This is a genomic window from Tardiphaga alba, from assembly GCF_018279705.1.
Lineage (GTDB): Bacteria > Pseudomonadota > Alphaproteobacteria > Rhizobiales > Xanthobacteraceae > Tardiphaga > Tardiphaga alba.
Genome location: NZ_CP036498.1, coordinates 5164725 through 5189803 on the forward strand (window position 1 = coordinate 5164725; position 25079 = coordinate 5189803).

20 protein-coding genes are annotated in these 25079 nt (G+C 63.1%); 6 read left to right on the top strand and 14 right to left on the bottom strand.

Going from position 1 to position 25079, the window contains the following annotated elements; all coding sequences use genetic code 11:
• Positions 1-313: 313 nt before the first annotated feature.
• From RPMA_RS24740 to RPMA_RS24750, 3 genes are all read right to left on the bottom strand, one after another.
• A complete protein-coding gene (locus RPMA_RS24740) occupies positions 314-1387 on the bottom strand; it encodes an NAD(P)-dependent alcohol dehydrogenase (protein ID WP_211910296.1) in 1074 nt (357 codons plus the stop codon).
• Positions 1388-2271: 884 nt separating this feature from the next.
• Positions 2272-5232, bottom strand: coding sequence for a pyruvate, phosphate dikinase (gene ppdK / locus RPMA_RS24745; protein ID WP_211910297.1), 2961 nt, complete (start codon positions 5230-5232; stop codon positions 2272-2274).
• Between the two features lie 118 nt (positions 5233-5350).
• The gene (locus tag RPMA_RS24750; protein ID WP_211913813.1) at positions 5351-5509 is read right to left on the bottom strand and encodes a DUF3096 domain-containing protein; all 159 of its coding nucleotides are present in this window, start codon (positions 5507-5509) and stop codon (positions 5351-5353) included.
• A gap of 248 nt (positions 5510-5757) precedes the next feature.
• Here RPMA_RS24750 and RPMA_RS24755 point away from each other — a divergent pair, with 248 nt between their 5' ends.
• Positions 5758-6123: a DUF1236 domain-containing protein gene (locus RPMA_RS24755; protein ID WP_211910298.1), complete on the top strand. Its 366-nt coding sequence runs from the start codon at positions 5758-5760 to the stop codon at positions 6121-6123.
• 291 nt (positions 6124-6414) lie between these two features.
• Here the strand turns inward: RPMA_RS24755 and RPMA_RS24760 are convergent, their stop codons facing one another.
• From RPMA_RS24760 to RPMA_RS24795, 8 genes are all read right to left on the bottom strand, one after another.
• Positions 6415-7506 carry a hypothetical protein gene (locus RPMA_RS24760; protein ID WP_211910299.1) on the bottom strand — a complete coding sequence of 364 codons (1092 nt, stop codon included), beginning with the start codon at positions 7504-7506 and terminating at the stop codon, positions 6415-6417.
• Positions 7507-7722: 216 nt separating this feature from the next.
• Complete coding sequence (gene glyS, locus RPMA_RS24765; RefSeq protein WP_211910300.1) at positions 7723-9837, bottom strand: glycine--tRNA ligase subunit beta; 2115 nt, start codon at positions 9835-9837, stop codon at positions 7723-7725.
• Complete coding sequence (locus tag RPMA_RS24770; protein WP_211910301.1) at positions 9837-10997, bottom strand: Fic family protein; 1161 nt, start codon at positions 10995-10997, stop codon at positions 9837-9839. The genes glyS and RPMA_RS24770 overlap by 1 nt, the downstream gene beginning before the upstream one ends.
• Positions 10998-11085: 88 nt before the next feature.
• Positions 11086-12024, bottom strand: coding sequence for a glycine--tRNA ligase subunit alpha (locus tag RPMA_RS24775; protein ID WP_211910302.1), 939 nt, complete (start codon positions 12022-12024; stop codon positions 11086-11088).
• A gap of 335 nt (positions 12025-12359) precedes the next feature.
• Positions 12360-12548: a hypothetical protein gene (locus RPMA_RS24780; RefSeq protein ID WP_211913814.1), complete on the bottom strand. Its 189-nt coding sequence runs from the start codon at positions 12546-12548 to the stop codon at positions 12360-12362.
• Between the two features lie 104 nt (positions 12549-12652).
• Positions 12653-13537 carry a S49 family peptidase gene (locus RPMA_RS24785; RefSeq protein WP_211910303.1) on the bottom strand — a complete coding sequence of 295 codons (885 nt, stop codon included), beginning with the start codon at positions 13535-13537 and terminating at the stop codon, positions 12653-12655.
• A gap of 224 nt (positions 13538-13761) precedes the next feature.
• Entirely contained in the window at positions 13762-14529 is a 768-nt protein-coding gene (locus tag RPMA_RS24790; RefSeq protein ID WP_408056467.1) for a tRNA1(Val) (adenine(37)-N6)-methyltransferase, read from the bottom strand.
• A complete protein-coding gene (locus RPMA_RS24795; RefSeq protein WP_211910304.1) occupies positions 14526-14756 on the bottom strand; it encodes a putative signal transducing protein in 231 nt (76 codons plus the stop codon). The genes RPMA_RS24790 and RPMA_RS24795 overlap by 4 nt, the downstream gene beginning before the upstream one ends.
• Before the next feature lie 224 nt (positions 14757-14980).
• Between RPMA_RS24795 and RPMA_RS24800 the strand changes: the two genes are divergently transcribed.
• Positions 14981-15991 carry a polyprenyl synthetase family protein gene (locus RPMA_RS24800; RefSeq protein ID WP_211910305.1) on the top strand — a complete coding sequence of 337 codons (1011 nt, stop codon included), beginning with the start codon at positions 14981-14983 and terminating at the stop codon, positions 15989-15991.
• Positions 15992-16209: 218 nt separating this feature from the next.
• On the opposite strand, the gene RPMA_RS24805 is transcribed toward RPMA_RS24800, so the two are convergent.
• Positions 16210-17052 carry an alpha/beta hydrolase gene (locus RPMA_RS24805; protein ID WP_211910306.1) on the bottom strand — a complete coding sequence of 281 codons (843 nt, stop codon included), beginning with the start codon at positions 17050-17052 and terminating at the stop codon, positions 16210-16212.
• Between the two features lie 151 nt (positions 17053-17203).
• Here RPMA_RS24805 and RPMA_RS24810 point away from each other — a divergent pair, with 151 nt between their 5' ends.
• The 4 genes from RPMA_RS24810 to RPMA_RS24825 all read left to right on the top strand — a co-directional run bounded on the left by RPMA_RS24810 (position 17204) and on the right by RPMA_RS24825 (position 22509).
• Positions 17204-18628, top strand: a complete 1425-nt coding sequence (locus RPMA_RS24810; RefSeq protein WP_211910307.1) for an amidase — start codon at positions 17204-17206, stop codon at positions 18626-18628.
• 372 nt (positions 18629-19000) lie between these two features.
• Entirely contained in the window at positions 19001-20236 is a 1236-nt protein-coding gene (locus RPMA_RS24815; protein ID WP_211913816.1) for an MFS transporter, read from the top strand.
• 103 nt (positions 20237-20339) lie between these two features.
• The gene (locus tag RPMA_RS24820) at positions 20340-21002 is read left to right on the top strand and encodes a sulfite oxidase-like oxidoreductase (protein WP_211910308.1); all 663 of its coding nucleotides are present in this window, start codon (positions 20340-20342) and stop codon (positions 21000-21002) included.
• A gap of 283 nt (positions 21003-21285) precedes the next feature.
• Positions 21286-22509 carry a bifunctional alpha/beta hydrolase/OsmC family protein gene (locus tag RPMA_RS24825; protein ID WP_211910309.1) on the top strand — a complete coding sequence of 408 codons (1224 nt, stop codon included), beginning with the start codon at positions 21286-21288 and terminating at the stop codon, positions 22507-22509.
• 127 nt (positions 22510-22636) lie between these two features.
• Here RPMA_RS24825 and RPMA_RS24830 read toward each other — a convergent pair whose 3' ends face one another.
• Both RPMA_RS24830 and RPMA_RS24835 read right to left on the bottom strand, forming a co-directional pair.
• Positions 22637-23407 carry an esterase/lipase family protein gene (locus RPMA_RS24830; protein WP_211910310.1) on the bottom strand — a complete coding sequence of 257 codons (771 nt, stop codon included), beginning with the start codon at positions 23405-23407 and terminating at the stop codon, positions 22637-22639.
• 249 nt (positions 23408-23656) lie between these two features.
• The gene (locus RPMA_RS24835; RefSeq protein ID WP_211910311.1) at positions 23657-24943 is read right to left on the bottom strand and encodes a DUF445 domain-containing protein; all 1287 of its coding nucleotides are present in this window, start codon (positions 24941-24943) and stop codon (positions 23657-23659) included.
• Between the last annotated feature and the right edge of the window lie 136 nt (positions 24944-25079).

Below are 25079 nucleotides of genomic sequence, written 5' to 3' on the forward strand. Positions count from 1 at the left end.
CTTTGATGCGCGTGCTGCATTCAATCAACGCAGTAAACCGCGACGTAACGAGAGTGGTGAAGATTGTGTTGACGAATGTGATGAAGAAAAAATGGTGAGCATTCTTCTCCCTCCCCGGAGCGAAGCGAATGGGGAGGGTGGCACGAGCCTGACGAAGCGAAGCTTCGTTATGGCGAGTGACGGGTGGGGTGTCTCCACAAACTCCGATGTCACGTGGGGATAGACCCCACCCGTCTCAAAGCTCGCTGAACGCTCGCTTTAATCCACCCTCCCCAGTCGCTTCGCTCCGGGAGGGAAAAGCCGAGCATCACCGCTATGGCGTGATGGCCACTTTCAACACGCCATCGCGCTGGTGCGCGAACAGGTCATAGGCCTGTTCGATATCGTCGAGCTTGTAGTGATGCGTCACCAGCGGGCGCAGATCGACGCGGCCGGAACCGACCACATTCATCAGCCGCCGCATCCGGTCCTTGCCGCCCGGACACAGCGTGGTGACGATGCTGTTGTCGCCGAGGCCTGCGGAAAATGCGCTCAGCGGAATCGTGAGATCCGTCGAATAGACACCGAGGCTGCTCAGCGTGCCGCCCGGACGCAGCGACCGCAACGCCGACTCGAACGTGCTCTGCGTGCCCAGCGCCTCGATGGCGACATCGACGCCGCGGCCGTCGGTGAGTTCCATGATCTGCTGCGCGGGATCGCCATTCTTGAAATCCACCACCAGATCGGCGCCGAGACGTTTGGCGACCTCGATCCGCGCCGGCACCGTATCGACGCCGATAATCGTGGTGGCGCCCATCAGCTTCGCGCCGGCCACCGCGCAGAGGCCGATCGGGCCGAGCGCGAACACCACCACGGTGTCGCCGATCCTGATGCCGCCGCGTTCCGCGCCGGAGAATCCGGTGGACATGATGTCGGGGCACATCAGCACCTGTTCGTCCGTCAGGCCATCGGGCACCGGACTGAGATTGGCCATCGCATCGGGCACCAGAATGTATTCGGCCTGCGCGCCATCGATGGTGTTGCCGAAGCGCCAGCCGCCCGTCGCCTTGAAACCGTGTTTGGTGCCGGCGCCGTCCTGCGACGAGCATCCGCACAGACAGGCATAGCTGTGGCCGCTCGGCGTGATCGCGCCGGCAATGACGCGCTGGCCTTCTTCATAGCCGGTCACCGCGCTCCCGAGCTTCTCGATGATGCCGACCGGCTCGTGACCGACCGTGAGCCCCTTGGCGACGGGATATTCGCCTTTGAGGATATGCACGTCCGTGCCGCAGATCGTGGTCGTGGTGACGCGCACCAGCGCATCGAGCGGACCGACATCGGGGATCGGCTTGTCGTCGAGGACGATGCGTCCGGGTTCGACGAATATCGCGGCCTTCATCTTCGGCATGATGCTGCTCCTGTTTGAACATCGAGAGCAGGATCATCCCGGCAAACGGCGACGCTCGATTTGCGACAAATCAAGCCGGCGCTGCATGCGCGCCCTGCTTCAGGCGAATGATTGCGGTCATCATGGCTTCATCCGGCGAGCAGCCACGCGCTCGCAATCTCGCGGCGCCCGTGGCGTCCGAGGTGTGAGCAGTTCTCCCCTCGAAGACATGAGGGGAGGCGGCACGCCGCAAGGCGCACGTGGTGGAACTTGACGCTCCTCCTGCCTGCCGGATCGCCGGCAAACCTGAGCAGCGCAACGCCTTACGGCGTGCCACCGCGACGTTTTTCCTGTCGAAGGACCGTTCTTCCGGGTACTGGGCAGATCCTCAAGGGGACCTCGATCCAACGGATTTCTCCGCCTTCACCCGCACCGCGTCCAGCCGCACTAGCGGCAGAGCCCCGTAGTGGGCCCGGACGGCGACCTTCGACGACCCGAGTGTGAGGGATACGTGGTCCCCACCCGCAGGCGCCGCATCTATGTTCCGCCCAAAGACGCCTCATGAGAGCGCCCCTCGCGAACAAGACAAGAGGGATATGGCGGAAGATGGGAATTTTGTCAAGAACGAAATGGGAACAAAATCGAGGCGGTGCGCTCTTCTCCCTCCCCAAGCGGCGAAGCCGCGCCGTGGGGAGGGTGGCGAAAAGCGAGCGTTCAGCGAGCTTTGAGACGGGTGGGGTGCTTCCGCAAACGCTGACGTCACGTGTGGATAGACCCCACCCGGCGCTACGCGCCACCCTCCCCGCTGCGCGGCTTCGCCGCTTGGGGGAGGGAAAAATCCGCGCCTTCGCAAAACAAAAACGGCCGGGCAATGCCCGGCCGTTTCAAACTCACTCCCAGCCTGCTTACGCCTGGCTGGCGATTTCCTTGCCGAGGGCGGCTTGTGCTGCGGCCAGGCGGGCGATCGGCACGCGGTAGGGCGAGCACGAGACGTAATCGAGGCCGATCTGGTGGCAGAACGCCACCGAGGCGGGATCGCCGCCGTGTTCGCCGCAGATGCCGACCTTGATGTTGGGACGGGTCTTGCGACCGCGAGCGACGCCGATCTTCACGAGTTCGCCGACACCGCTGCGGTCCACCGAGATGAACGGGTCGATCTCGAGAATGCCCTTGGCGATATAGGTGCCGAGGAAGCTGGCGGCGTCGTCGCGGCTGATGCCGAACGTCGTCTGGGTGAGATCGTTGGTGCCGAAGGAGAAGAACTCCGCGGTCTCGGCGATCTCGCCGGCAAGCAGACAGGCGCGCGGCAGTTCGATCATGGTGCCGACACTGTAGTTCAGCTTGCCGCCGGTCTCCTTGAGCACGGCTTCCGCGGTGGCGTCGATGCGGGCCTTGATGAGGTCGAACTCCACCTTGCCGACGATCAGCGGCACCATCACTTCCAGCGCCACGGCGTCGCCGGTGCGCTTGGCAGCTTCGATGGCCGCTTCGAACAGCGCGCGGGCCTGCATCTCGGCGATTTCCGGATAGGCGATCGCCAGACGCACGCCGCGGAAGCCGAGCATCGGGTTGAATTCGGACAGTTCGCGCGCACGGTCCGCGAGCTTGCGCGGATCGGCGTTCATGACGCGCGCCACTTCCTCGATCTCGCCCTGGGTGTGCGGCAGGAATTCGTGCAGCGGCGGATCGAGCAGGCGGATCGTCACCGGCAGGCCGTGCATGATCTCGAACAGCTCGACGAAATCGGCGCGCTGCATCGGCAGAAGCTTGGCAAGCGCCGCGCGGCGGGCCTGCTCGTCTTCCGCCAAAATCATCTCGCGCACGGTGCGGATGCGGGTCTCTTCGAAGAACATGTGCTCGGTGCGGCACAGGCCGACGCCTTCGGCGCCGTATTTGATGGCGGTGCGCGCATCTTCCGGCGTGTCGCCGTTGACGCGGACCTTCAGCTTGCGAACCTTGTCGGCCCAGCTCATCAGGGTGGCGAATTCGCCGGACAGTTCCGGCTCGATCATCGGCATGCGGCCGGCCAGCACCTGACCGGTGGAGCCGTCGATGGTGATGATGTCGCCCGCCTTGAAGACGCGGCCGCCGATGGTCATGGTGCCGCGACCGTAATCGACGCGGATGGCGCCGGTGCCGGAGACGCAGGGCTTGCCCATGCCGCGCGCGACAACCGCTGCATGCGAGGTCATACCACCGCGGGTGGTGAGAATGCCTTCCGAGGCGTGCATGCCATGGATGTCTTCCGGCGAGGTCTCGATACGAACCAGAATGACCTTCTTGCCATCGGCCTGCAGTTTGGCAGCTTCATCCGACGAGAACACGATCTCGCCCGACGCCGCGCCCGGCGAGGCCGGAAGGCCCGTCGCGATCACGTCGCGCTCGGCCGAGGGATCGATGGTCGGATGCAGCAGCTGATCGAGTGCAGCGGGATCGATGCGGGTGATGGCATCCTTCTGCGAGATCACGCCTTCATTGGCGAGTTCGACCGCGATGCGGATCGAGGCCTTGGCGGTGCGCTTGCCGTTGCGGGTCTGCAGCATCCAGAGCTTGTTCTGCTCGACCGTGAATTCGAGATCCTGCATGTCACGGTAGTGCTTCTCGAGCTGCTTGTAGATGCGGGTCAGCTCCTTGAAGGCTTCCGGCATCGCCGATTCCATCGACGCCTTGTCGGAGCCCGACTCGATGCGCGCTTCCTCGGTGATGTCTTGCGGGGTGCGGATGCCGGCGACGACGTCCTCGCCCTGCGCATTGATCAGGAATTCGCCATACAGCTTGCTTTCGCCGGTGGACGGATTTCGCGTGAAAGCGACGCCCGTCGCCGAGGTGTCGCCCATATTGCCGAACACCATGGCCTGCACGTTGACGGCGGTGCCCCAGCTCTCCGGAATGTCATGCAGGCGGCGATAGGTGATCGCGCGCTGGTTCATCCATGAGGAGAACACGGCGCCGATGGCGCCCCACAGCTGCGCATGCGGATCCTGCGGGAAATCGCTGCCGGTCTCGCGAGCGACGGCTTCCTTGTATTTGCCGACAAGGTGGACCCAGTCATCACCATCGAGATCGGTGTCGAGCGAGTAGCCCTTGTTGTCCTTGTAGGTGTCGAGAATTTCTTCGAAGTGGTGGTGATCGAAGCCGAGCACCACGTCCGAATACATGGTGATGAAGCGGCGATAGCTGTCATAGGCAAAGCGCTTGTCGCCGGCGAGCTCGGCCAGCGCTTCGACGGTGACGTCGTTGAGGCCGAGATTGAGGACCGTGTCCATCATGCCCGGCATCGAGGCGCGGGCGCCCGAGCGCACCGAGACCAGCAGCGGGTTCTTGTTATCGCCAAAGGTCTTCTTGGTGATCTTGCCGACGGCGTCCAGCGCCTTCTCGACCTGCGCCTTCAGCTCTTTCGGATAGCTGTTCTTGTTGTCGTAGTAATAGGTGCAGACCGAGGTCGGGATGGTGAAGCCGGGAGGCACGGGCAAACCGAGATTCGCCATTTCGGCGAGGTTCGCACCCTTGCCGCCGAGCAGGTTGCGCATGTCCGACTTGCCCTCGGACTTGCCGCCACCGAACGAATAGACCCACTTGCCGACCTTGCCGAGATCGGTCGGCTTGGCGGCGACCTTCTTGGCCACAGCCTTGGCCGGCGCCTTGCTGGCAGACGCTTTGGCCACAACCGCTTTCTTCGCCACCGGCGCCTTTGCAACCGCCTTCTTGGCGACAGGCTTTTTGGCAACCTTGGCCGCCGCCTTCTTTGCTGGCGCAGCCTTCTTGGGCGGCGCGGCCTTGGCGGCCTTTGCAGCCACCTTTGCAGGCTTGGACTTCGCGGCAGCCTGCTTGGCAGCCTTTTTGGACTTCGATGCGGTTTTGGCCATGGTTCTCAATCGATCCGGCGAGAGGATGGAGACGGGAAGGAACCGCCTTACACCACGTTTAGGCGATGTGGTGCAAGCGACGGTGCCGGTAGCTTGTTACGGAATTGAGTGTCAGAAATTAGCCGATTTTCAGCAGCTTGAAGACGCCGAGACCGACCAGGCCGATGACGATCAGATAGATCGCGACGATGAAGTTCAGCAGTCGCGGCATGATCAGAATCAGGACACCAGCGATGAGCGCGACGATCGGCTGGATGTGGGCTGCCGTGATGGTCATGGGGATCTCCGATGCGGTGATGCGATTCGGCGCCCTGCGCGCCGCCGGGGAGTAGCAGCATGAAGACGCACCGGGCATCAATGGGTTCCCGGTTGCATCGCTGCAATGCATCAAAAACCGGCAGAGTGTCCCCAAAAATTCCGGAACGATCGCCTGCGGCAGGCATTGGCCGACGGTGGAAATCACAACAATGGCTGGATGGCATTGCCGGCGCAGCAAGCCGGAGATCGTTCATGAAGGAGATGACCATGCGTAACAAACTGATTGCAGCAGCCGCGCTGATCGGCGCGTTCGGTGCCCCGCTGGCCGCACAGGCCCAGGGTGTCACGGTCGGCGTCTCAGGCGGTGACCGGGTGATCGTCGATCAGAACGATCCCGATGGCATCACCGTGTCCGAACGCCCGGCCTTCCGCGAATATGTGGTGCGCGAGCGCGTGCCCACCTTCACGGTGCCGGATCGCATCGTGGTCGGCACCACCCTGCCGGAAGCCGGCGTGACCTATTACGACGTACCGCAATCGGTGGCGCAGACGCCCTATCGCTACACAGTGGTGAACGGACAGACGGTGCTGGTCGAGCCGCGCTCGCGCCGTATCGTGCAGGTGATCGATTAAGGTCGATCACCGATTCCCATTCGTTCGGGCGCTTGTGATGAGCGACCGGGCGAAGAAGCCCCGCCCCGGTGCTCCCCTGCCGGGCGGGGCTTTTTGTTTTGGGGAAACGCCCCCTCACCCGCCGCGAAGACGCGGCGACCTCTCCCCGGTGGGGAGAGGTGATCCGAGCGTCGCCGCTGCGACAACGCTCTTGATTAGATGAGACGCTCTTTCTTCACCTCTCCCCGCCGGGGAGAGGTCGGATCGCCCTTGCGATCCGGGTGAGGGGGAGCCGCACGCTCCTCATTCACTTCAGCCCTTCAGCATCGACAGAATATTATTCGTCGACTTGTATGCCGCCACCGCATTGTCGCGGAAGGCTGGTGTCCAGTTCGAGGCCGTGCGCTCCTCGGCGCTCATGCCGGAATAGACATTGAGAATGCCGAGACTGAGCTGCGCGGGATCGCCACTCTTCTGGCTGGCCTGCAACGCGTCGAGGATCGCCGCGCGATTACGCGCATTGAGCGTCTGCTTGGCCGCAAAGCTCTCTTCCTGCGAGAACAATCCATCCTGATTGAGCGACATCGCCGACAGCGAGCGATTGTCGATGCTGGAGAGATCGGCCATCTGGCCCGTCTTGCGCGCGGCGTCGTAGACGAGTTCGCCCTTGCCTGCATCCTGCGCCGCCTTGGCCTGCGCATCCAGCGCGGCGCGCACGGCTTTGGCGACGTCGCCGATGCTCTTCACCGGCTGTGCGCTATCCGGCTGCGCGAGAAAGGCAGCGACGGGATCGTTGGCGATGCCCGACGGCGCCTTGTCCGGCGTCTGGGTCGTCGCCTGCGCGCCCTTGGCGACGGCCTCGCGCTGCGCGGCCCACAGCGCCGTGGCCTTTTCTTCAGGCCCGGCGGCATCGAGATAATCGGCGGCGGCCTTATAAAGACCGGCGAAGTTGCCGGTGAGCTTTGCAGTGCCGGCGGCAGGCGCCAGTGCCGCGTTTAAGCGGCTGGTGAGTTCGGCACCGGCGGCCTTCTGCTCGTCGGGCGTGAAGCTGCCGCCATTATTGGTGGAGACCGCAAATAGCGCGCGGCGATCGAGCGAGGCGAGATCGACGGTGAGCTTGCCGCTTGCATCATAGGGGCCGGTGACCTTGGCCGCCGTATACAGGCCGGTCAGCGTGCTGCGCGCATCGGCGATGACGCTCGCAATGCTCTTGGTATCGCCGGACGCCGCGAGCTGCGCACGCGCGGCATCCGACAGCGTGAGATTGGTCGCGGCCGAAGACGTGGTGGCGCTCTCATTGGCATTGAGCGCATTGGCCAAGGACGGCGGCGCAATCGCGGCCGCGCGGGCATAGGCCGAGCCGTAATTGGCGTAGGGATTGAGGGTGGAATTGACCGAAGTCATGAACAGGCGCGCCCCATGGGACGGTTAATAAACCGTTGATGGAACCGGACCTTTTCAGGGGATGGTTAAGGGAGTGTTAATGTTGCGGATGGTGTCGGGATATTTCCCAAACACGCCGCATCCGTAGCCCGGATGGAGCGCAGCGCAATCCGGGATTCAGGCGTGCCGCATGTCGCCGGTCCCCGGATGGCGCTTCGCTCCATCCGGGCTACAGGCTCAATCCTGTATCTTCGAGAAATCCGCCACCGCACGCGTGGCGGCGCGGATCTCGTTCAAGAGCTTCAGGCGATTTTCGCGGACGGCCGCGTCGTCGTCATTCACCTTCACCTTGTCGAAGAACGCATCCACCGCCGGGCGCAATTTGGCCATCGCCGCCATGGCGCCGGCAAAATCTTCCTTGGCCACTGCGGCGCTCGCTTCCGGCCCGACCTCGGCGATGGCCTTGGCCAATGCCTTTTCCTCATCGAGCTTGAACAGCGCAGCATCCGGCGCGCCGTCAAAAGTCCGCTTGTCCTTCTTCTCCTCGATGGTGAGGATGTTGTTCGCACGCTTGGTGCCGGCGAGCAGGTTCTTGCCGTCGTCGCTGTCGAGGAATTTGCCGAGCGCCTCGACGCGGCGAACCACCATCAACAGATCGTCCTGGCCACCGAGCGCAAACACGGCATCGACGAGATCGTGACGCGCGCCCTGATCGCGGAGCTGGACCTTGAGGCGATCGGCGAAGAAGGCGAGGAGATCGACTGGTACCTTCTGGGTATCAGCAAAGGTCTTGCCTGTGCTGGTCGCGAGCAATCCCTCCACGCCAGACTGCGAAGCCTTGGTCATCGAGAGGCGAAGATTGTTCTCCAGCAAGAGGCGGATCACGCCGAGCGCTGCGCGACGCAGCGCGAACGGATCCTTCGAACCGGTCGGCTTTTCATCCATCGCCCAGAAGCTGGTGAGCGTATCGAGCTTGTCGGCGAGGCCCACAGCAATGCTGATGGGATCGTTCGGCACGCTGTCACCCGCCCCCTGCGGCTTCCAGTGATCTTCACTCGCAGCCGCGACCGACGCATCTTCGCCCTGCGCCAGCGCGTAATACTTGCCCATCAGCCCCTGCAATTCGGGGAATTCGCCGACGACTTCCGTCAGCAAATCCGCCTTGGCCAACTGAGCCGCACGCTTCGTCTTCGCAGGATCGGCGCCGACCAGCGGTGCGATCTCGCCGGCCAGTCGCTCGATGCGCTTGATGCGCTCTGCCTGCGTGCCCAGCTTTTCATGAAACACGATCTGATCGAATTTCGGCAGCCGGGCTTCCAGCTTCGTCTTCAGGTCGGTGTCGTAGAAGAATTTTGCATCCGACAGGCGCGCGCGGATGACGCGTTCGTTGCCGGCGATGATGGCGGCGCCGCCATCACTCGCTTCGATATTCGCCGTGAGGATGAACTTGTTGGTGAGCTTGCCCGTCTTGGGATCGCGCACCACAAAACACTTCTGGTTGGCGCGGATGGTGGCGCGGATCACCTCGTCGGGGATCGACAGGAAGTCCGCATCGAACGAGCCCATCAGCACCACCGGCCATTCGACCAGGCCCGACACCTCTTCTATCAATGCGGCGTCCTCGACCAGCTCAAACCCCTGCGCGAAAGTCAGCTGGCGCGCGTCGGCGAGAATGATCTCCTTGCGGCGTTCGGGATCAAGCACGACCTTGGCCTGCTGCAGTTTTGCGACATAATCGTCGAAGCGGCGCACCTCGATCTCGCCGGGGGCGAGGAAGCGATGGCCACGCGTGGTCTGGCCGATGCTGACGCCGGGCAGATCGAATTTGACGATCTCCGGCTCTTCGGTCTCGATGCCGAAGGTGGCGACGATGGAATGCAGCGGACGCACCCAGGTCAGCGCGCTCGACTTGATCGACGCCTCGCCCCAGCGCATCTGCTTCGGCCACGGGAAGGTGCGGATCACCATCGGCAGGATTTCGGCCAGCATATCGATGGCCGGCTTGCCCGGCTTCTCGGTGAGCGCGATGTAGAAATCGCCCTTGGGATCGCGCTGGATTTTTGCCTCGTCGATGGAATTGAGACCGGTGGCTTTCAGGAAGCCCGCAATCGCGGCCTCGGCGCCGCCGACGCGCGGGCCCTTGCGCTCCTGCTTGAGATCGGGCTGGCGCGCGGGAATGCCATGCACCGTCAGCGCGAGGCGACGCGGCGTCGCGAAGGCCTTGGCGCCTTCATAGACGAGGCCGGCATCGACGAGCTTGTCGGTGACCATGCGGCGCAGGTCCTCCGCGGCCTTGGCCTGCATGCGGGCGGGGATTTCTTCGGAGAACAGTTCGAGGAGAAGATCGGGCATCAGGATTGTCCAGTAATCACGTTCAGGATTTCGCGGGCAGCGAAGTATTTCGGATAGGACGTGCCCTCGATTTCCTCGACGATGTTCAGCCGCAGCAGCGTATTAAGATGCTTTTGCGCGGCGGGATAGGTGACGGAGAGATATTCGGCGAGTTGCGGCGTCGAAAACACCGGATGAATGAAGAGGCGATCGACCGTCGAGAGCAGCAGTGCGGAACGTCCTGCCTCCTGCAGCCGGCTACGATATTGTTCACGCATCAACAACAGCCTGTCCGCGGTTGCGATGGTGTCGCGACAGGTCTGCATGACGATATCCATGAAAAAAGTGATCCATCCGGACCAGTCGCCAGATCGCGACACCTCGAACATCCGGTCGATATACTCATCCTTGCGTTCCTCAAGCGCGCGACTGAGGAACAACGCGGGATGGCTAAGCGCTTTGCGCTCATACAGCATCACAGGAATCAGGATGCGCCCGACACGGCCATTACCATCGGCGAACGGATGTATCGCCTCGAACTGGTAGTGCATAAGCGCTGCATCCAGCAGCGCCGGCGCCTGATCGCGGCTCTCGCGCTGTAGATAGTTTTCTAGCTGATCGAGACACCGCAAGGTTTCGGCTGGCGGCGTAGGCACAAAACGCGCGGCTTCGATCGCCGCAGCGCCGATCCAGTTTTGCTGCTGCTTGAACTCTCCTGCCTGAATATTCGCGCCACGCGCACGCGTTACGCCGCGCAGCAGGTCCATATGCGCATTGCGGATCGTACGCAGTGAAAGGGGTAGCTCGTCGAGGCTGGCAACAGCCTTCCGAAGCGCAACGGAATAATTGAAGACCTCGCGGGTGTCGCCGCTCTGGGCTTCTCCTTCGCCGAAACCGGCTTCGGCAAGCAGTAGAGCATCGACCGTCGTGTATGTCCCCTCCATGCTGGAGGACGTCAGCGCCTCTCGCGCCTGCAGCGGCTGGATCAAAATATAGGGGTCAGCCAGCGTCCGCAGGATGCCGTTGAGCTCGCCCAGTGCCTGGGTCGCGTTAACCAGAGGCATCATGAACGAACTGGTATCCACCTGCGGCGGCAACGGATGGGGAACGAAACCCCACTGCCCGTTCAGGGTGGAAGCAAGGCCGCCTGAGGGCGAGCGCTGGAAGACCGCTTTGTCCAAAGAGTTTAAACTCCACCCGAAGGTTTATACCAAACCGGCAGTTTAGTATAAACCAGCGAGCGACCATTATAGCAAGGTAAAACCCTGCTCAGGCCGCGGCTCCGCCGGCTTCGGTGTGCACCCATGCTTCGCCGCAGGCTTTCGCCAGTTCGCGGACGCGCATGATGTAGCTCTGGCGTTCGGTGACGGAGATCACGCCGCGCGCATCGAGCAGATTGAAAACATGGCTGGCCTTGATGCACTGGTCATAGGCCGGCAGCGCCATCAGATGCTGTTCGCGCTTGTCCGTCGCCCAGCCGGCGTCGAGATACTTTTTGCAGGCGGCCTCGGCCATCTTGAACTGCTCGAACAGCATCGCCGTGTCGGCGTGTTCAAAGTTGTGCCGCGAATATTCCTGCTCGGCCTGCAGGAAGACATCGCCATAGGTGACCTTCTCGGCGCCTTCGCGGCCGTTGAAGTTGAGGTCATAGACGCGATCGACGCCCTGCACATACATGGCGAGGCGCTCGAGGCCGTAAGTGAGCTCGCCCGCGACGGGAGCGCATTCCACGCCCGCAACCTGCTGGAAATAAGTGAATTGCGAGACTTCCATGCCGTCGCACCAGCATTCCCAGCCGAGGCCCCAGGCGCCCAGCGTCGGGCTCTCCCAGTCGTCCTCGACGAAGCGGACGTCATGCAAGGCGGTGTCGATGCCGATCGCCTTCAGCGACTGCAGATAGAGATCCTGCAGATTGGCCGGCGACGGCTTCATGATCACCTGGAACTGGTAATAATGCTGCAGCCGGTTCGGGTTCTCGCCATAGCGGCCATCCTTCGGCCGGCGCGACGGCTGCACATAGGCGGCCTTCCACGGCTTCGGACCGAGGGCGCGCAGCGTGGTGGCGGGATGGAAGGTGCCGGCGCCCATTTCCATGTCATAGGGCTGCAGGATAACGCAGCCCTGCTCGGCCCAGAACCGCTGCAGAGCGAGGATGAAACCCTGGAACGAACGTTCCGGGCGCATATGCGGAGGCAGGGAGTCCGTCATGTTTTTGGGTATATCCGGGCCGGTTTTTCGGGATTCGCCGTCAGATTCGCCCTGAAGTGGCGGGGCGGATCGAAGCGCGCGGACCGTATCCACAGGGGCCTGTGGAATCAAGGCGATACGCCGCAGGGCGGAACGAAAGCGGGCGTTAGGGCGTTGATCCGGCGAACCCCAAGAGAACTTCCAAGAATGCAGCCGGCCAGAAGGACATGCCCGTCCTCGGGCCGGCTTTTTCTTGTCCGTAGCCTGGATGGAGCGCAGCGAAATCCAGGATCCAGAGCTTCAGCAGTCCGCCGGTCCCCGGATTGCGCTGCGCTCCATCCAGGCTACGCGATGCCTCAGCCCGGCCGATAAGCCCCCGTCTCAGGGTCACGGCGGAGGGTCTTGGCTTCGGGAGCGGCCGTCTCGGCGACGCGGGCCTGGCGGGCCGCGTCCAGTTCCTGATTGACGCGCTTCACGGTGCGATAGGCCCAGCGGACCACGGCAGCGCTTCCCAGCGCACCCGCAATGGCGACCAGCGGCGGCATGTTCTCATCCTTGCTCATGACGAGCCCCCTTCCCGGCAATCTCGCGCAACTGCTGGCGCGGAACAATGGCGATTTGCGGGACGAACTCGGAGGCCACAGGTCTCTTAAAACCCGTAGCGCGACCACAGAGCGCGGGTTTCCAGCGTGGTCACGATCTGGTCGGGCAGATCGGCCAATGCACCGAGTTCCAGCTGCGCGGCGCTGGAGGATTTGCGGCCGAGCAGGTTCGACAGCATCCCCGTGGGCGCCGCGATCACCGGCGTCTTCACCTCGTCGCCATAGCGCGCGCGCAGCACCGAGCGGAGATCGCCGATGGCATCGACAAGGCCGTATTCGACCGACTTCTCGCCGGCCCAATAGGCGCCGGTGAACAACTCGTCCTCCGGCCCCTTGAGGCGCGCGCCGCGGCTGTCCTTCACAAGGCCGATGAAGATCGCGTGGATCTCGCGCTGGAGCGATTTCAGCCGCGCCACGTCGTCGGGGTTTTCCGGCAGGAATGGATCGAGCGTCGCCTTGTGCTCGCCCGCCGTATAGAGCCGGCGCTCGACGCCGATCTTCTTGATCGCCTCCACGAAGCCGAAGGTGCCGCCGACCACGCCGATGGAGCCGACGATGGATGACGGATCGACGAAGATCTCGTCACCCGCGCAGGCGATCATGTAGCCGCCGGAGGCTGCGACATCCTCGACGAACACGAACACCGGAAGCTTCTTCTCGGCGGCGAGCTGACGGATGCGCAGATAAATTTGCCGTGATTGAACGGGCGAGCCGCCAGGCGAATTCACCACCAATGCGACCGCTTTCGCGTTCTTCGTGGCGAAGGCTTTATCCAGCAATTTGCCGACGCCGGCGAGCGACATCCCCGGCCGCAGCGGCGTGACGGCGCCGATGGTGCCGGACAAGCGCACCACAGGGACCACTGCGCTCGCGCGACGGAAACGCGCAGGCAGCAGCCTTGAGATCGCCGCTTTCAAACTGGATTCGCTCATACAAAGTTACCTCGACATTAACCGTACATTATCACGCGCGTGTCATTGAACCGGCAGAGAGTTTCAGCGTTTGCAAACCATAATTGCCAAACGCGCGTTGGGAGTGAACATGAAGATCTATCTGCTGATGCTGATCATCGGCACGCTGCTCACGGCGATCCATTTTACGTCCGCGCCGCAGAAGCGTTCGGGAACAGCTCCCCAGTCATAATCATGCGCATCGCCTAAAGCGATGCCCATGGAAGCGCTGCATGCCCTTCCAGGATTTGCTGGATATGGGCATCGGGCGCGCCCTTCGCATCCCGTAGCGCAATGCCGGGGTGAATTGCCGCAGGCGCCCTCCCCCCTTTTACAGCACGCGCCAGAATCCTGATCGCCGGAGCCGATGCATCGCCATGCACGGGCATCAGCGCGAGCGCCCCGAAGCCGCGGTCGAGCGCTGCGAGCACGTCGGCGACGCCATCGGCGCGCCAGATCAGTGTCAGCTCGCCATTCGATTTCAGCACGCGCCGCGCGGCATGGATCCATGTCGCGAGCGTGTCTTCCGCCGCCACATGCGCGATCTCGCGCGTCTTGTCCGGCGAGGCGCGATGACGTGCGGGATCGTTGAAGGGCGGATTCATCAACACGACATCGGCGCTGTCGGGCAGCAGGCCGGCGGCGGCGAAGGTATCGGCACTGGATGCGAGATCGAGCGTGATCACATCGGCTTTGAGGCCATTGGCTTCGGCGTTGTGGCGCGCGAGATCGGCAAAGTCTGGATTGACTTCGATCAATCCGAGCGAGAGCCCAGCGACACGTTTGGCGACAGCGAGCCCCGCGGTGCCGACTCCGGCGCCAAAGTCCACCACGCGCTGGCCCGACCGCGCCGATGTCGCCGCCGCCAGCAGAATTGCGTCATGACCGGCGCGATGGCCGGAGGCCGGCTGCCGCAGCAGCAACTGGCCGCCCAGCACCCGATCATCCGTGGTCACGATCGCGTCAGGCATCATTCGCCCTCGGCGCGCAGCTCATGCGCGAGCCCGGCTTCCGTCAGCAATGCGCGCGCTTGACCCAGATCATCGTCATGGACGAGGATTCGGCGTGGAATGACGCCCAGCGAGCCTTCCAGCACGCTCATATTCTGGTCCAGCACCAGGTGATGGATATTGGCGCCGTCGAGCAGCGCGCCCACCGCCGAGACCAGCACCACATCATTCGTCCGCAGGATTTCGCGCAATTGACCACCATTCCCTGTTCACGACCGGTATATCTGGATTTGATCCAGGTTCCCTAGCCCTTGCCGCATCCGCGCGCAGTTCCTATTCTGCGGACATATTGTCTAACCGGCCTTATCTGCGCATGAATTTACATGATTTTCGCGCGAATTCGGCCTATCAGGGCGTGCGCGACGGCCGACCACGGCAGGTTGCGCTGAGACCTTAGTAATTCGGAGACTACAGCGTGGCGGTGATTGTTCCTTTCGAGAGTCACGCAACAGCGTCGATCGACCAGCTCGTGAGCCTTGTTGCTCCCGATATGGAGCGCGTGAATGCGACCATCCTGTCGCGCACCGGCTCCGACGTCACGATGATTCCTGAAGTCGCCAACCACCTGATCTCCTCGGGCGGCAAGCGCCTGCGCCCGATGCTGACGCTGGCGATGGCCAATCTCACCGGCTACACCGGCGACGGCCATATCAAGCTCGCCGCCGCCGTCGAATTCATGCACACCGCAACCCTGCTGCATGACGACGTGGTCGACCAGAGCGAACTGCGCCGCGGCAAGCTTTCGGCGCGCATGCTGTGGGGCAACGAGGCTTCGGTGCTGGTGGGCGACTTCCTGCTCGGCCAGGCGTTCCGCATGATGGTCGAGGTCGGCTCGCTGCGCGCGCTGGACATTCTCTCGTCGGCTGCTGCCACCATCGCCGAAGGCGAAGTGATGCAGCTCGCCGCCGCCAAGAACACCGCGACGACCGAAGACGAATATCTCGCCGTCATCCGCGGCAAGACGGCCGAACTGTTCGCCGCTGCCTGCGAAGTCGGCCCGGTGATTGCGAACCGTCCGAAGGCCGAGCAGACCGCGTGTCGTTCGGTCGGCATGAATCTCGGCATCGCGTTCCAGCTCGTCGATGACGTGCTGGATTACGGCGGCAAGGCCGCAAAACTCGGCAAGAATGTCGGCGACGATTTCCGCGAGGGCAAGATCACACTGCCCGTCGTGCTGGCCTTCCGCCGCGGCAACGATGCCGAGCGCGAATTCTGGATCAAGTCGCTGGAGCGCGGCGAGATCGGCGACAGCGATCTCGATCACGCCATCGGCCTGATGACCAAGCACCGCGCCCTGGAAGACACGATCAGCCGCGCGCATCACTATGGCGCGATGGCCGTCGATGCACTGGCGCTGTTCCCGCCCTCGCCCATGAAGACGGCGCTGGAGCAGGTGGTGGCATTCTGTCTGGCACGGACGCATTAAGATTGCGCTGAGCGGCCGATGGTCTCCCTCCCTCAAGCGGCGTAGCCGCGCAGTGGGGAGGGTCCGCCGATAGGCGGGGGTGGGGTGTTTCCCCACGTGACGTCTGAGCTTGAGGAAGCACCCCACCCGTCACTCGCCATAACGAAGCTTCGCTTCGTCAGGCTCGTGCCACCCTCCCCACGGCGCCGCTGCACGGCTTGGGGGAGGGAGAAGGGCGCTTACATCCTTGCCACCAATTCCCTGATCAGCGCCGTGATCCTTCCCTCCGGCTTTTCCAGCTCCGCCATGATCGAGAAGTGATCCATGCCTGGAATCTCCTCATAGCTCACCGGCAGCCCGTGCTGCACGCGATGCACCGCAAGGTCCGCGGTCTGCTGGCGCAGGATCGGCAATTCGGCGCTGCCGACCACCAGTGCCAGCGGCTTGTTCGGCCCCTCCTGCAGCAGCGGTGACTGCCGCTGCGACATCGCTTCATCGAGCTTGAGCTTCTCGTTGAGATAGGAGGCGCGGATCGGTTCGAGATCGTAGATGCCGGAGATCGCGACGCCGCCCTTCACTTTCGGATGCGAGAGCACCGACGCCGTGAGATGCCCGCCGGCGGACCAGCCCGTGACCACCAGACGATCCGCATCGATGCCGAGGCTGCCCGCCTGCGCCACCAGCGCATCCACGCCAGCATGGATCTCCGCGACGATCTCGTCCAGCGTCGCATCCGGCGCCAGCGTATAGCCGATGGCGGCGACATTGATGCCATGGGCGATGGGCCCCGCCGCAAAGCAGGTGAAAAAATCCTTCGAGCGCATCTGCCAGTAGCCGCCATGGATCAGCAGCAGCACCGGGCCGCCCTCGACGACCTTGATGAGATCGAACCTGTTACGCTCGCGCGGCCCATAGGCGATATCGAGATGCGCAGGATATTTCGCCTTCATGGCATCGGAGCGCTGGCCCCATGCCGCGGTGATGTCGGCGCTGCCGGCAACGGCGACACCATTGTTGAGGCCGGCATCGAGCTGCGCACGCGACATCGCGCGCCAGCTGGAATCGCCAAACGGCTTACTCATGGTTGTGATCCTTGATTGCACCCCAGCATTGCAGGGCGACACGGCCGGTATGCCGCATTCGAGCAGAAAATAGTCTGGACGGCTACGTGCGCGACCATCATGCTGCGCTCAATTTTCTGCTCATCCCTGTTCGCATTATCTGGAGACGTGCGTGGCTTCCCATTCCGACCTCATCAAAGCAACGGCCTGCGCCGTCGTCGATCAACTCAACAGCGGCAGCGTGACGCCGCTCGACGTGCTCGACGCACTGGAAGCGCGCATCGGAGAGGTGGAAGGCCAGGTCAATGCGCTGCCGATCCTCTGCTTCGATCGTGCGCGCGATCACGCGAAGGAATTGATGAAGAAGCCGCTCGGCGAACGTGGCATCCTTGCGGGCCTGCCGGTGCCGATCAAGGACCTGACCTCCGTTGCCGGCGTGCGCACCACACAGGGTTCGCCGATCTTCAAGGATGTGGTGCCGGCCAAGTCCAACATCCTCGTCGAGCGCCTCGAAGAGAATGGCGGCGTGGTCTATGCGAAATCCAACACGCCGGAATTCGGCGCCGGCGCCAACACCTTCAATGAAGTGTTCGGCGCGACGCTGAACCCGTGGAACCTGTCGAAGTCGGCCGCCGGCTCGTCGGGCGGCGCAGCGGCAGCGCTCGCCAGCGGCACTGCCTGGATCGCCCACGGCTCGGACATGGGCGGCTCGCTGCGCAATCCCGCCTCGTTCTGCGGCATTGTCGGCCTGCGCCCCAGCGTCGGCCGCGTTGCCTCGACGCCGAATATCGCGCTGGCCCGCATGGTGAGCGTGCAAGGCCCGATGGCCCGCAATGTGGAAGACCTCGCGCTGATGCTTGACGCCATGAGCGGCGAACATCCCGCCGACCTGATCTCGCTGCCGAAGCTGCCGGAGACGTTCCGCTCCGCCGTGCGCGCGGGCAAGAAGCCGAAGCGCATCGCCTATTCGCCCGACCTCGGCATCACGCCGGTGGATCCGGAAGTCGCCGCGCTCACCCGCAAGGCGGCCGAGCGGTTTGCTGAAGCCGGCGTCATCGTCGAGGAAGCACATCCCGACCTGCGCGAAGCCCATGAATGCTTCCACGTGCTGCGCGCCTATGACTTCGCGATCTCCAAGCTCGGCCTGCTGCGCGACCACCGCGACAAGCTGAAGCCGGAAGTGATCTGGAATATCGAGGAAGGCCTGAAACTCAAGGTCGAGCAGATCGCCAAGGCGGAAACGCAGCGCGTGACGCTGGCTGCGCGCGCTCGTGAATTCTTCGAGACATATGATCTCTTGCTGTGCCCGGCGACCATCACGCCGCCCTTCCCCATCGAGCAGCGCTATCTCGCCGAGTGCAACGGCACCAAGTTCGACAACTATGTGCAGTGGCTGGGCATCGTCTATGCGATCACCATCACCGGCTGCCCGGCGCTGTCGATCCCCTGTGGCTTCACCACCACGGGCCTGCCGGTCGGCCTGCAAATCGTCGGCCCGCCGCGCGGCGAGGCCTCGCTGCTCGCGGGTGGGCGTGTGCTGGAGGATATTCTCGGCCTGCAGTCGATCACGCCGATCGATCCGCGCCCGGCGAAGTAACTGGGACTTGTAGGGTGGGCAAAGCGTCAGCGTGCCCACCTTTACGGCCGTGTACTTCAAGGTGGGCACGCTACGCTTTGCCCACCCTACGGCCAGCGCCAGCCATATACTTTAGTATAAGCCACATTGCCGCAGATTGCGTATAAACACGTGTTGCTGCGCTGCAAACACGCGCGCCTGGCAGAAATAACGATCCTGCCATCAGCAATGCATTTGCCGGCATTGGCTTTTGTCAGCCCCCATGGCAACCGAATATTTCGTTAAACGGAATTATGAGGGCTTTTAGTGGCTGATACTTTCGCACCGCCAGCGGACGGCAAACTTCATTTCGACGACGCCAAAAAACGCATCAAGGCGATCTTCATCGGCTCGATGGGCAATCTGGTCGAGTGGTACGACTTCTACGCCTACACCGCCTTCGCGCTGTATTTCGCACCGGCCTTCTTCCCCTCCAACGATCCGGTCGTGCAGCAGCTCAATGCCGCTGTGCTGTTCGCCGCAACCTTCCTGATGCGCCCGCTGGGCGGCTGGTTCTTCGGCTTCCTCGCCGATCGTTACGGACGCCGTCTGTCGCTCACCATCTCCGTGCTGTTCATGTGCTTCGGCTCGCTGATCATCGCACTGGCGCCGACCTATGCGACCATCGGCTTTGCAGCGCCCGTGCTGCTCGCCGTCGCCCGCATCATCCAGGGCCTCAGCCTCGGCGGCGAATATGGCGCCTCCGCCACCTATCTCTCCGAAGTCGCCGATCCCAACCATCGCGGTTTCTATTCAAGCTTTCAGTATGTGACGCTCATCGGCGGCCAGCTGACCGCCATCATCGTTCTGCTGCTGCTGCAGAAGGTGTTCCTCACCGAGCAGGAGCTGAAGGACTGGGGTTGGCGCATTCCGTTCTTCATCGGCGCCAGCCTCGCCATCTTCGCTGCCGTGATGCGTCGCGACATGCATGAGACCGAGCAGTTCACGGAAGCGAAGAAGCAGGCCAAGCCGATGGGCTCAATGCGCGGCCTGCTGAAGTATCCGCGCGAGCTGCTGCTGGTTGTCGGCCTCACCGCCGGCGGCACGGCGGCGTTCTACACCTTCACCACCTATATGCAGACCTTCGTGAAGCTCTCCGTCGGCCTCACCGCCGACCAGACCACCACGGTGATCTTCGGCACGCTGATCTTCGCCTGCATCCTGCAGCCGATCTATGGCGCGCTGTCGGATCGCTTCGGCCGCAAGCCGCTGCTGATCTTCTTCGGCGTTGCCGGCACACTCTGCACCGTGCCGATCCTCACCACGCTGCAGACCACCAAGTCGCCTTTCGTCGCCTTCCTGCTGATCTGCGGCGCCTGGGTGTTCGTGGCGGGCTACACCTCGATCAATGCGGTGGTGAAAGCCGAGCTGTTCCCGACCAATATCCGCGCCATGGGCGTCGGCGTGCCCTATGCGCTGACCGTCTCGATCTTCGGCGGTACGGCACCTGCCGTGGCGCTGTATTTCAAGCAGTCGGGCCACGAGCATTACTTCTACTACTACCTGTCGGGCATGATCTTCCTGTCGCTGCTCATCTACGCCACGATGCGCGACACCAAGCACAACTCGGCCATGCACCGTCACGAGTGACGCAAAAAGCCGGAGCCAGAACATCTGGCTCCGGCTTTTTCTTTATTTGAGCATGATCTTGTCCGACCATCGGCCCCACCTTCATGCGCCAGGGAGCGACGGCATGGATGACAACAAGACACCTTCGGAATCCAAGCTGACGCAAACCAAGCAGCGCTGGGCGCGCGAGGGCCGGTTTCTCACCGGCCGTCCTGCACGCCCGGACGAGCAACGGCTTCCACCCGGCCAGCATTTGACCCAGGATTGGCCGGTGCTGGATCTCGGCATTACGCCCAATATCTCCCGCGAGCGCTGGCGCCTCGATGTCTATGGCGCCGTGGAAACGCCGCTGTTCTGGGACTTTGCGCAGTTCTCTGCGCAGCCGCAGTCCACCTTCATCTCCGACATTCACTGCGTCACCACATGGTCGCGTTACGACAATCAGTGGGAGGGGCTATCGACCCGCGCATTGCTCGACGCCTGCCGGCCGAAGCCCGATGCGCGCTTCGTGGTGCTGCAGTCGCATGACGGCTACGACACCAACCTGTCGCTGGAGGATTTTGCGTCCGAGGACGCCCTGCTGGCGCATTCGTGGCAGGGCGCGCCGATCGAGCGCGACCATGGCGGACCCGTGCGCGTGATCGTGCCGCATCTGTATTTCTGGAAGAGCGCGAAGTGGCTGCAGCGCATCGAATTCCGCACCGACGACAAACCCGGCTACTGGGAAGTCCGCGGCTATCACAATCGCGGCGATCCCTGGGAAGAGCAGCGTTACTCGGAAGATTGAGGGCGGCTGAGCGAGGCACCGGCCGGCTCCTTCTCCCCGCTCTGCGCGGGGAGAAGGGTGGGATGAGGGCGGGGCACTGAGCTAGCTAGAAGGAAGCCCCTCAAGTCACTCCTGTCGATTCGTTTTCAAGATTCGAATCTGCAGAATGCACTCATTTGTCCGTGCCATGCCCCTCACCCGCCGCGAAAACGCGGCGACCTCTCCCCGCGCAAAATGCGGGGAGAGGTTAAGGTCGTCGCATCGGTCTGCTATTGCGATCCATACAAAGATTCAGGAGCGATCCATGCCATCCGAGAAATTTCAGTTCGCGGGCTCATCGGGCCACATGCTCGCAGCGGCGCTGGACAGACCGGATGGCGACATCCGTGCTACCGCGCTGCTCGCGCATTGCTTCACCTGCAGCAAGGACACGCTGGCCGCCAAGCGCATCGCTGCGGCGCTGACGGTCCATGGCATTGCGGTACTACGCTTCGACTTCACCGGCCTCGGCTCCAGCGACGGCGAATTCGCCAACAGCACCTTCACCTCGAATGTCGAAGACCTCGTCCATGCCGCCAATCACCTGCGCGCACTTGGCAAGGCGCCGACGATCCTGATCGGCCACAGCTTGGGGGGTGCTGCGATCCTTGCGGCAGCAAGCGAGATTCCAGAGGCGAAAGCGGTCGTCACCATCGCCGCACCATCGGACCCCGGCCATGTCACGCATCTGTTCGCGGACCGGCTGCACGACATCCGCGAACAGGGGGAAGTCGAGGTCAATCTCGCCGGCCGCCCGTTCCGCATCAAGCGCGCCTTTCTCGATGACGTGGCCGAGCACAATCTGCTCGCCAAGGTGACCAAGCTGCACAAGGCGCTGCTGGTGATGCAGGCGCCCACCGACGACACCGTCGGCATCGACAATGCCACGCGCATCTTCGTGGCGGCGAAACATCCGAAGAGCTTTGTATCCCTCGATCATGCGGACCATCTGCTGACCGACAGAGCCGATGCGACCTATGCAGCCGATGTGATCGCGGCATGGGCCTCGCGCTATCTGGCGCCCGTGCAGCATGCCGCGGCAGCCACCTTGCCGGACGCGCCGCGCCAGATCGTGGTCGCGGAGACGCGGGCCAATAAATTCCAACAGCAGATCACCACCGGGCCGCATCGCCTGATCGCCGACGAGCCGGTGGCCGCCGGCGGCGAGGATACGGGGCCCGGCCCCTATGATCTGCTGCTCAGCGCCCTCGGCGCCTGCACCGCGATGACCATGCGCATGTATGCCGACCGCAAGGCGCTGCCGATGGAGCGCGTGCAGGTGACGCTGAACCACAGAAAGATTTATGCGAAGGATTGCGAAGAGTGTGAAACGAAGGACGGCATGCTCGACCAGATCGAGCGCGTCATCGCCATCGAGGGCGCGCTCGATACCGAGCAGCGCACGAAGCTGATGGAGATCGCCGACAAGTGCCCGGTGCACCGGACACTGACGTCGGAGGTCAGGATCGTGACGAAAGCAGCGGAGTGAGGGCCAGATTAGCCGCCGCCCTCTCTCGTCATTGCGAGGAGCCTTTTGGCGACGAAGCAATCCAGAACCTCAAGCAGAGAGACCTGGATTGCTTCGTCGCTTCGCTCCTCGCAATGACGATTGAGAGTTAGCGGTTCGGATCGGGATAGATGAGGCTGCGCCAGCCGGAGCGATCAAACGGCGCCCACTGGCCTTCCTTCTGCGCCAGACGCTCGGCGACGGCATAAACAACCGCGGGGTGATGCCCCATGCCGCAATGGCTGCTCTCGACCTCGATACTTTCCGCCTGCACGCCCTGCTTCTCCACACAGCTCTGCCAGGCGCAGACGCCATCGGTGCGGCTGAAGATCGCGGTGGTCGGCACCGGCGGCGGGCTGGCCAGCGCGCCACCGAAATGCTCATCGGTGTCTTCGGCGCGCTTGCCGCTGGCGAATTCATAGACGCGCCAGGCATTGGTGGATTTCGGATGGCCTGCAAACGGGCTGCCGAGCGTGATAACCGACCGCACCTTCTCCGGCATCATCTTGGCGAGCTGGCGCGCATAGAGGCCGCCGAGGCTCCAGCCGACCAGACTGACCTTGCGGCCATGGGTCTCGTGCATCTGCGTGAGCAATTCGACCATGCTGTCCTGCACGCCGTCGCGCAGGCCAAGATTGCGGCCCTGCTTCCACCCGCTCACCGCATAGCCGCGGCCTTTCAGGAAGGTTCGCAACGCGCCGGTGGAGGTGTCGGAAGCGACAAGGCCGGGCAGCACCAGCACCGGGTGACCATCGCCGCGCGGGGCGAGATTGAGCAGCGGCAATGCGCCGAGAAACGCGCCGAATTCATGAATGGCGCGGCCTTCAAGGAACATGAGCGCCTTGGAAGGCGGCGGCAGCGCACGGGCCGTGGCGGACATCTGATTTCCTCTCGCTGCCGGCGTCGCGGCCGGTCTGTGGTTGATTTCAACGAACAGTCAACACAACGCGCCGAACAAGTATCAGTGCCATCAAGTTAAGGGCCGGTTTGCGGTAATACAAGCGCATCGGGATACCTTACCCCTCACTGTCATGGCCGGGCCTGACCCGGCCATCCACCTTTTACGAGTGCGCTGGAAAGTTGGGTGCCCGGGTCGAGCCCGGGCATGACGGAGTGTAGCTGCCTGCTATCAATTCAGCCGCAGCAAAACCTCGATCGTATAGAGCACGAGCCCCGCAAGGCCGCCGATCAGCGAACCGTTGAAACGGATATATTGCAGGTCACGGCCGATATTGAGTTCGATGACGCCGATCAGCTGCCGCATGTCCCATGCCTTCACCTGCTCGGCGATGAAGCCGGATACGCCGCTCTTCTGCTCGGCGATGAAAGAGCGCAGCACCACCACAACGCCCTGATTGATCTCGCGACGCATTTCCTCATCTGCCGCGAGCGCAGCACCGGCCTCGACGAACACATTGGCGAGATGATGGGCGAGCACGCTGCTCTCGCCCGACGCATTGCGCTCGATGAAGCCGCGCGTGTTGCTCCACAGCGCCTGGCCGAGTTCGGCAAGCTCGGGCCGCGCCAGCAGGTCGCGCTTGAAGCCGTGAATGCGATCGATGACGCCGGGCTCGCTCTCCAGCTTCTCGACCACGGACAGCAGCATGCTATCGAACTCACCGCGGAACGGATGCGCGGGATCCTTGCGCACATCGTCGAAGAATGTGGTGGCGGAGGCGACGATGCGCTTCACCAGAAATGCATCGGCGCGGTACAGCTTGAGCAATGTCGGCAATTCGTCCCGGATCTTGTCCTTGATCACGGCGACCGTTTCCGGCTGCGTCAGCGCGCCATGAACGGCGCCGAGCAGGCCATCGAGCAATCCGGTGTGGCGAGCATCTTTGATGAAGTCGCGCGCGGTGCCGGCAATCAGTGGCGCGAGATCGACGGATTGCAGCTGCGTCATCACGCGGCGGATGACGAAGGTCTTGAGGCCGGATGTCTCGGTGGCCGACATCGCTTCGGGCAGCAGGCGCAGCACGAAACGGGCGAGATCGGCCGAGCGTTTGCGATCACCGAGCCAGTCAGCGACGAAAGATGCAAAATCCACCTCGCGCAGTTTCGCCTCGACCGGTGCGGCATCGAGGAAATGCGTCTCGATGAATTCACCGAGCTTGTCGGCAATGACGGCCTGATTGGCCTGGATGATCGCGGTGTGCGGAATCGGCAGGCCGAGCGGCCGCCGGAACAGCGCGACCACCGCATACCAGTCGGCGAGGCCGCCGATGGTCGCGGCCTCCGCAAAGGCGGCGACGAATCCGAAGGCGGGATGCACCGGCAGCAGCATCCGGGCTGCGATGAACACCGCGAAACTGAACAGCAGCACCAGGCCAGCGAGAATTTTCACGCGCCGCAGATCGGCCGCGCGCGCCGCATCGCCGGGGCCTGCGAAAGCGGAAAAACTGTTGGCGCTCATGCAGTTCCTTTGCCTTATCGGCACGCAGGCCGCAGCCGGTTCCAGCTGTTAGCACGATGTCCGACAATGTGACTCGCCGGCGTTAACCTTTCTTAAAGATGTTGCTCGCGGCCTGCGCAGCGCGTGGTAAATCTCT

Excerpts from the sequence above, each read along its gene's own strand:
- RPMA_RS24815 (WP_211913816.1), top strand. The coding sequence starts at position 19,001 with ATGGGCAATCTGGTCGAGTGGTACGACTTCTACGCCTACACCGCCTTC.
- RPMA_RS24825 (WP_211910309.1), top strand. The coding sequence starts at position 21,286 with ATGCCATCCGAGAAATTTCAGTTCGCGGGCTCATCGGGCCACATGCTC.
- RPMA_RS24755 (WP_211910298.1), top strand. The coding sequence starts at position 5,758 with ATGCGTAACAAACTGATTGCAGCAGCCGCGCTGATCGGCGCGTTCGGT.
- RPMA_RS24805 (WP_211910306.1), bottom strand. The coding sequence starts at position 17,052 with ATGAGTAAGCCGTTTGGCGATTCCAGCTGGCGCGCGATGTCGCGTGCG.
- RPMA_RS24835 (WP_211910311.1), bottom strand. The coding sequence starts at position 24,943 with ATGAGCGCCAACAGTTTTTCCGCTTTCGCAGGCCCCGGCGATGCGGCG.
- RPMA_RS24780 (WP_211913814.1), bottom strand. The coding sequence starts at position 12,548 with ATGCCGCCGCTGGTCGCCATTGCGGGTGCGCTGGGAAGCGCTGCCGTG.
- RPMA_RS24790 (WP_408056467.1), bottom strand. The coding sequence starts at position 14,529 with ATGATGCCTGACGCGATCGTGACCACGGATGATCGGGTGCTGGGCGGC.
- RPMA_RS24760 (WP_211910299.1), bottom strand. The coding sequence starts at position 7,506 with ATGACTTCGGTCAATTCCACCCTCAATCCCTACGCCAATTACGGCTCG.
- ppdK (WP_211910297.1), bottom strand. The coding sequence starts at position 5,232 with ATGGCCAAAACCGCATCGAAGTCCAAAAAGGCTGCCAAGCAGGCTGCC.
- RPMA_RS24820 (WP_211910308.1), top strand. The coding sequence starts at position 20,340 with ATGGATGACAACAAGACACCTTCGGAATCCAAGCTGACGCAAACCAAG.
- RPMA_RS24750 (WP_211913813.1), bottom strand. The coding sequence starts at position 5,509 with ATGACCATCACGGCAGCCCACATCCAGCCGATCGTCGCGCTCATCGCT.
- glyS (WP_211910300.1), bottom strand. The coding sequence starts at position 9,837 with ATGCCCGATCTTCTCCTCGAACTGTTCTCCGAAGAAATCCCCGCCCGC.
- RPMA_RS24785 (WP_211910303.1), bottom strand. The coding sequence starts at position 13,537 with ATGAGCGAATCCAGTTTGAAAGCGGCGATCTCAAGGCTGCTGCCTGCG.
- RPMA_RS24740 (WP_211910296.1), bottom strand. The coding sequence starts at position 1,387 with ATGCCGAAGATGAAGGCCGCGATATTCGTCGAACCCGGACGCATCGTC.
- RPMA_RS24775 (WP_211910302.1), bottom strand. The coding sequence starts at position 12,024 with ATGACGGACTCCCTGCCTCCGCATATGCGCCCGGAACGTTCGTTCCAG.
- RPMA_RS24830 (WP_211910310.1), bottom strand. The coding sequence starts at position 23,407 with ATGTCCGCCACGGCCCGTGCGCTGCCGCCGCCTTCCAAGGCGCTCATG.